Below are 6,320 nucleotides of genomic sequence, written 5' to 3' on the forward strand. Positions count from 1 at the left end.
CTGGCCGGATCCATGTAGCGTTCCTGGCTCACCTGCAGCGTGAGGAAGGCATCCAGGTCGGGCATCCAGCTTTCGCCACCACCCTCGCCGGCGAAGCCGCGGCCATCACCACCGCGCGCGCGCAGCGACTTGGCCAGTTCACGGAAGCCCTGCATCCAGTAGTTGCCACCGCCAACCGGATGCCCGTGTCCCTGGCTCCAGTCGATCAGACTGAGCACGGCCTGGTCCATGTAGATGCCGTCGATGCCATACTGGTTGAGCACTGTATCGGCGATGCCCACGTACTTGTTGCGCCAGAACTCGTTGTACGGGTTCATGGTGGCGCAGGGCAGCGGGTTGAACACGTTGTACGTCTCGAGCCGGATGGTGCCATCACGCTCGCGCACCGCCCACTTGTCGGCGCCGTCCTTGGTCCAGCTTGGCGTGTTCGTGCACCAGAGGCGCTGGTTCATGTACACGATGGCGTGCAATCCCGCGTCGTGTGCCTTGGCGACGGCCTTGGTGAAGGGCTGCGCTCCCTCACGTGGCGGGATGTAGTCAGGGAAGCTCGTGTCGTACGGACCGTGATGCCACCAATGCCAGAAGACGTTCACCGGAAGCCCCACGTCCTTCTGCAATGCGGCGGCCGGTTCGAGCACCACATCCGAACGACCGCGGTTCCACTCCCACGCACCGGCATCCGTCATCCACTTGGGCGTGATACCCGAATGCAAGCGGCTTTCGCGCGCCCAGTACTGCTTGGTGCCCCAGTCGCGATAGCGCTCCACCGCCGTGAGCCAGTCACCAGGCACCACACCAATGATCGCATTGTACGACGGAGCGTAGTCCCTGTTCTTGCCCGGGTCGCTCAGCACGTGCACCATGGCGTAGCCTGCCGAATCGCCACCACCTTCGCCCCACAGCGCGAAGCTCTTGCGATACGCGGCGGTGTCGTCGGCGGCGAAGTACATGCCGCCGTGTTCGGGGTGCGACAGTGCCACCATCTGCATGGACGTCGCACCGGGATACGCCCACTCGTGCCGCTTGCCCTTGCCCTCGGGGCCGGCGAGCAGAGTGCGTGGCTGACGCGCGCGCTGGCCCATCCAGTAGGGCACCGCCAGCTCGGCGCCTTCTTCCACGGCAATGCCGGTGACGCGCGGAAAGTGCACCTGTTCCACCGACACCGTGTCCATACCGCTCAGCGCGATGCTCCACGCCGTCGTGCTGTCGCGACGCAGTGTTACATGCGCCGTGACCGCGAGCTGCGTCAACGGCGCTGGAAACTCGCGCCACTCCAGCACCAGCGTATCACCGGGCCGGCGATTCATGGTGAACTGCTTCGCCTGCGAGGCAGACACGGTGTGTCGCGCCGAATCGGCGCCCACGTCGAGCGTCCAGAGGCCGAGTGAGTCGGTTTCACGCCCCGCGATCTGGCGCTTCTTGCCGTCCACCAGCTTGACGATATGACCGTCGGTTTTGGAGAGCGTGACCTTGATGCCGGTGGAGTGCAGCGTGGCATCGGCGTCGGCACTGAAATCGGTGCACGCCAGCAAGCTCAGGGATGCGGCGATCGGAAGGGTGCGAAACAACAACCGCCGCACCAAATGGTGCGGCGGCCGGTTCACAACGCCTTCCGTGCCGGAGTCCGGACGAAGGGGCATGATGAGAAGTGCAAAGGGTGAGGTGAAGCGCCCGATCACTGGTAGATGAGATACGGCTTCACGAGATCGCGGAACTTCGCGGCGTCCGCATCCCACTGCTTGATCAGCTCGTCCACCGTGTTGGCTTCCACGGCCTTGGTGAGCTTGTCCGTGCCCGCGAGGCGATCGATGCCACGAATGCGACCGGCCGCGTTGGCCGACGGTTCGCGCCACTTGAACTCCTGCGGGTGATGCGCGTAGAACGCGCGCAGCATACGGATGCCCAGCTCAACGGGACGCACCGCGTTGCGATCGGTGACCTTCACCGAGATCATCGGGATGGTCTCGCCGCCGAACTTGTAGCCGGCTTCGATCGTGCGCGTGGCGGTGTCGAACTGCACGCCGGGCAGCTTGAGCGCGTTGAGTTCCTCCGCGATGGCCACGTTGTCCTTGAGGTACGCCGCACCGATCAGCGTGAACGGCGAATCCGTGCCGCGGCCTTCCGTCGCGTTCGTGCCTTCGAAGAACACCGTGCCGGGGTACAGCAACTCGGCGTCCAGCGTGCGCAGGTTCGGCGAGGGGTTCACACGGGGAATGCCCGTCTCGTCGTACCACATCGAACGCGTGTAGTTCTTCATGGGCACCACGGTGACCTGGGCGTTGATCGCCTTCGTGCCCACGAGGTAGCTCATCAGCTCACCCACCGTGAGGCCGTACCGCAGCGCCACCGCATGCTGACCCACGAGCGAACGGAACGGCAGCTCGAGGATGTTGCCTTCGATCATGTCGGCACGGATCGGATTCGGCCGGTCGAGGATGACGACCGGCTTCTTCGCGGCTTCCATGGCCAGCGCGAGCGTCCACTCGTACGTGTAGACGCGCGCACCCACATCCTGGATGTCGTACACCAGCACGTCGATGTCCTTCACCATGTCGGCGGTCGGCGTCTCCACCGTGCCATACAGCGAGTACACCTTCACGCCAGTCTTTTCGTCCACGCCCGACGAAATCTTCTCGCCGGCCTTGGCTTCACCGCGGATGCCATGCTCGGGGCCATACAGCGCGACGAGCTGCACATCGGGGGCCTTGAACAGCAGGTCCACCGTGCTCTCACCCGCGCGATTGCGCCCCGAGTGATTGGTGAGCAGACCGACCTTCTTGCCCTTGAGCAGGTGCAGCGAATCGGTGAGCAACACTTCGACGCCGGGGATCACGTTGCCGGTCGCCGTTGTGGCGGCCGCCGCGGCCGTGCTGTCCTTGGCGGCGGTGTCTGCCGCCGGGGAACAGGCAGCAGCCATCAGCATGGATGCCGCGACAGCGAGGCTCGTGACACCAGAAGTACGGCGTTGACGGCGGTCACCGGGAGCGCAGGAAATGCGAGAGACCATGGTCAGCGAGGTTCGAGGATGGAGGTGATGCGTTCTACCACGTCATTCCAATGTGCACGCGTGGTCGCGGCCGTGCTGGTGGTCGCGTAGGTGCGGGCATTGCGCTGGATATCGCGCAGCTGCTGACGCGCCAGAGCCGGCATGTCGCTGGTGGGCACTGCCGGCGCCGTGATGAACGGCAGGAAACGCTGCTGCCCGCCAAATCCACCGCCGGGTCCGCCAGCTGCGGCCGGGCCGGTCGGCGGCGAGATCAGTGCCTGCAGACGCTGGAGATACGCGCGCTGCAGTTGACGGCGGTGCAGGTCGCTGGCCGCGCCCGGGAACACGGCACGCGTGAGGTCGCTCATGTACTCCGCCACCGGATACGCGTTCGTCGCATCATACCGTTCCGACTCCGCCATGCGGCCGAGACGACCCGGCGTCAGCAGCGACGTGATCAGTGCGGCCTGACGGGTCGCCACGATCGGGTTCGGACCGATGCGGCTGACGATCTCCTTGGGCATCAGCCAGTCCGGCGTGGCAATGGCCGTGGAGCTGAGGAACGCGAGCGCCGCCTTCTGACGGGCCTTGGGCACCACCGTGTACACGGCGCCCGACTGCTCACCGGTCTTGAGGTCCACTTCCACACCACCGATGATCGTGGCGACGTGCCCCATGTTGCCGAACCAGCGACCCACCGACTCTTCGTACACTTCACGCAGTTCCGAGAAGTCTTCGCCCGCCGACGTGGTCCACTGCACGAGCTGCGGGATCATGCGCTTGTAGTTGGCCGTCGAATACGTCGACGCCTTGAGCGGATCGTCGCCCAGATCTTCCGTCTGGTTGCGCGGATCGGCCGAGCCGGCCTGCTGCGCCACGTAGCGATACGGGAACGGACCGTTCTGATTCACCAGCCAGTCGTGCAGCACCTTGCGTTCGGCTTCCGCCGTCGGCGTGGCGGTGACGCGGTAGCCCCAGTTGATGGCGTAGTCGTCGAAGGGTCCAAGGCGACGGATGAAGTCCTTCGTCTGCAGACCGTCGCCCGGCTGGGCCACGTAATTCTGGCGCGCGTAGTCCATGATGGTCGCGCTCACGCCGTACTTGCGCGTGAACGACACGCTGCGGAGCGAGTCCACCGGGAACGACGCCGACGCGATCATGTTGTGCTGCAGGCCCAGCGCGTGACCGATTTCGTGCGTGATCACCTGGCGCATCGTCTCGCCCATCAGCTCGTCGGGCATGTTGAGCGTGCGCGCGGCCGGATTGGCGGCACCCGTCTCCATGATGAGCCAGTTGCGATACGAGCGCATGTGGTTGTGGTACCACGTGATCTCGCTGTTGATGATCTCACCCGAGCGCGGGTCGTGCGTGTGCGGACCCGTCGCATTGCGTGTCAGGCTCGCCGCCCAGCGCACGATGCTGTAGCGCGCATCGTCCATGTCGAAATCAGGATCTTCCGCCGCGCTCGGCGCTTCCTTGGCGAGAATGGCGTTCTTGAAACCGGCCTTCTCGAACACCTTCTGCCAGTCTTCCACGCCCTGCTTCACGAACGGCTTCCAGCGGTTCGGTGTGGCCGGGTCGAGGTAATACACGATCGGCTTCACCGGCTCGACCAGTTCACCACGCGCGTACGCCGCGGGATCCTTGGGCTCGAGGCGCCAGCGCGTGATGAACGTCTGGCTTTCGGCCTTCTGCACATCGAGGCCGTAGTTGACACGGTCCACCGTGAAGTAGCCCACGCGCGCATCGGAGTAGCGCGGACGCATCGGCGTCTTCGGCAGCAGCATGAGCGACTGACGCGTCTCCATCGTCACCGAACCACCGTCCGGATCACTGGGCGGCGTGGCGGCGTCGAAGGTCTGCACCTGGCGCACTTCCACATTGATCGGGAAGCCGCGCATGCTGGCGATGTACGAACGCGCCGGGTCGAAACGGCGCACGCCATACGTGCGACGGGCGTTGGCATCGAGGCCCGACGTGGCCGGATTGTCCGCGGCAAAGAAGTCCGTCACGTCGATGACGGCCGTGGAGCTGTCGCGCCCATACGCCGCCACCGGGAAGGCACCGATGATAGCCGGGTAGTAGTTCTGCGCCACGCTCTTGGCGATCGGCAGCGTGTCGTCGGCCACGGCGAGCAGGTTGATGCTCTTGAGCAGCACGCGGTCGCCCACGCGCTCCCAGCGCACGAGACGCTCGTTGAGCGAGCTGCCGGCGCTCTGGAAACCACCCGCTCCGCCCGGCACACCGGCGGCGCGCGTGACCATCAGGAAGTCGCGTCCCATGAGAGAATCGGGCACTTCGAACAGGAAGCGCTCGTCGACCTTGTGAACGGTGATGCCACCGCGTTCGGTCTTTGCCCGCGACGGGATGACCTGAGCGTAGGGGCGGGGGCCGCGGGCAGCACCCTGACCCGCAGCAGCGCCGCCGGCCGGAGGTTGGGTGGCCGCACCAGCGGCGGCAGCGCCACCAGCCGGGGGATTCTGCGCGGCGAGGGAGGTCGAGGTCAGGGCCAGGGCGCCCACCAGGGCGGCCAACCGTGACGGGAGAGGAGCCAGCGAGGGTCTGATCATGTGCGCAGGCGGTGCAGGGATGTGGAGGTGCCCAACGCCAACTGTACGGCGCGGACCCGGCGGGCGCTGCCCGATCGGGACGCATGAGCGGATTTACGGTGCATCTGCGCGTGTTCAGGTGATAGCCCACAAGTTGTCCCGGTCCAGCCTTCCCCTCGCCTCCCCCTCGTATGCGCTCCCTCCTCCATCCGCGAGCTACGCTCCGGAACACCCTCCTGTCGCTGGTCGTGCTCGGTGCGGGCGCCTGCGGCGGCGGTGGTGATTCCACCGCCCCGGAATCACCCGAGCGGGTCACGGTCAGCCCCGCCACCGCAACGCTCGCCAGTGGTGCCACACAGGCCCTCACCGCCACCACGATCGGGTCCAAGGGCAGCACACTCGGTGGCCGCACCTACACCTGGACCTCGTCCAATCCGGCCGTTGCCAGCGTCGACGGTTCGGGCGTGGTGACGGGCGCGCGCATCACCACCGCCGCACCGGGCACGGCGACGATTACGGCCAGCACCGGCGGCATCTCCGGCTCTGCCACCATCACCGTATCCCCGGTTGCTGTGGCCTCGCTTCGCGTGAGCCAGACGGCCAGCACCGTGCGTCCGGGACAGACCAACCAAATCACGGCCATCGCCAGTGATGCCGCCGGCACGGTCATTCCGGACCGTGCGGCCACCTGGACCAGCAGCGACACCGCTGTGGCCACCGTGAGTGCGACGGGCCTCATCACCGCCAAGGCGTTTGCCGGCCTGGGTGATCGTACCGCCACCATC

Annotated in this window: 4 protein-coding genes; 1 reads left to right on the forward strand and 3 read right to left on the reverse strand. The window is 66.1% G+C overall.

Annotated features, from left to right (window positions below; genetic code table 11):
• The 3 genes from VGE27_RS03425 to VGE27_RS03435 form a co-directional block, all read right to left on the reverse strand.
• Window positions 1-1,640, reverse strand: a 1,640-nt coding sequence (locus VGE27_RS03425; RefSeq protein WP_331048233.1) for a DUF6259 domain-containing protein, incomplete at its 3' end; no start/stop codon positions are given.
• A gap of 35 nt (window positions 1,641-1,675) precedes the next feature.
• Window positions 1,676-3,007: a DUF1343 domain-containing protein gene (locus tag VGE27_RS03430; RefSeq protein WP_331048234.1), complete on the reverse strand. Its 1,332-nt coding sequence runs from the start codon at window positions 3,005-3,007 to the stop codon at window positions 1,676-1,678.
• A 2-nt stretch (window positions 3,008-3,009) separates the two neighbouring features.
• Window positions 3,010-5,556, reverse strand: coding sequence for a zinc-dependent metalloprotease (locus VGE27_RS03435; RefSeq protein ID WP_331048235.1), 2,547 nt, complete (start codon window positions 5,554-5,556; stop codon window positions 3,010-3,012).
• Between the two features lie 170 nt (window positions 5,557-5,726).
• Between VGE27_RS03435 and VGE27_RS03440 the strand changes: the two genes are divergently transcribed.
• Window positions 5,727-6,320 (forward strand): Ig-like domain-containing protein (locus VGE27_RS03440; RefSeq protein WP_331048236.1); only part of this gene is annotated, 594 nt, incomplete at its 3' end.

This window comes from Gemmatimonas sp. (genome assembly GCF_036405635.1).
GTDB lineage: Bacteria > Gemmatimonadota > Gemmatimonadetes > Gemmatimonadales > Gemmatimonadaceae > Gemmatimonas.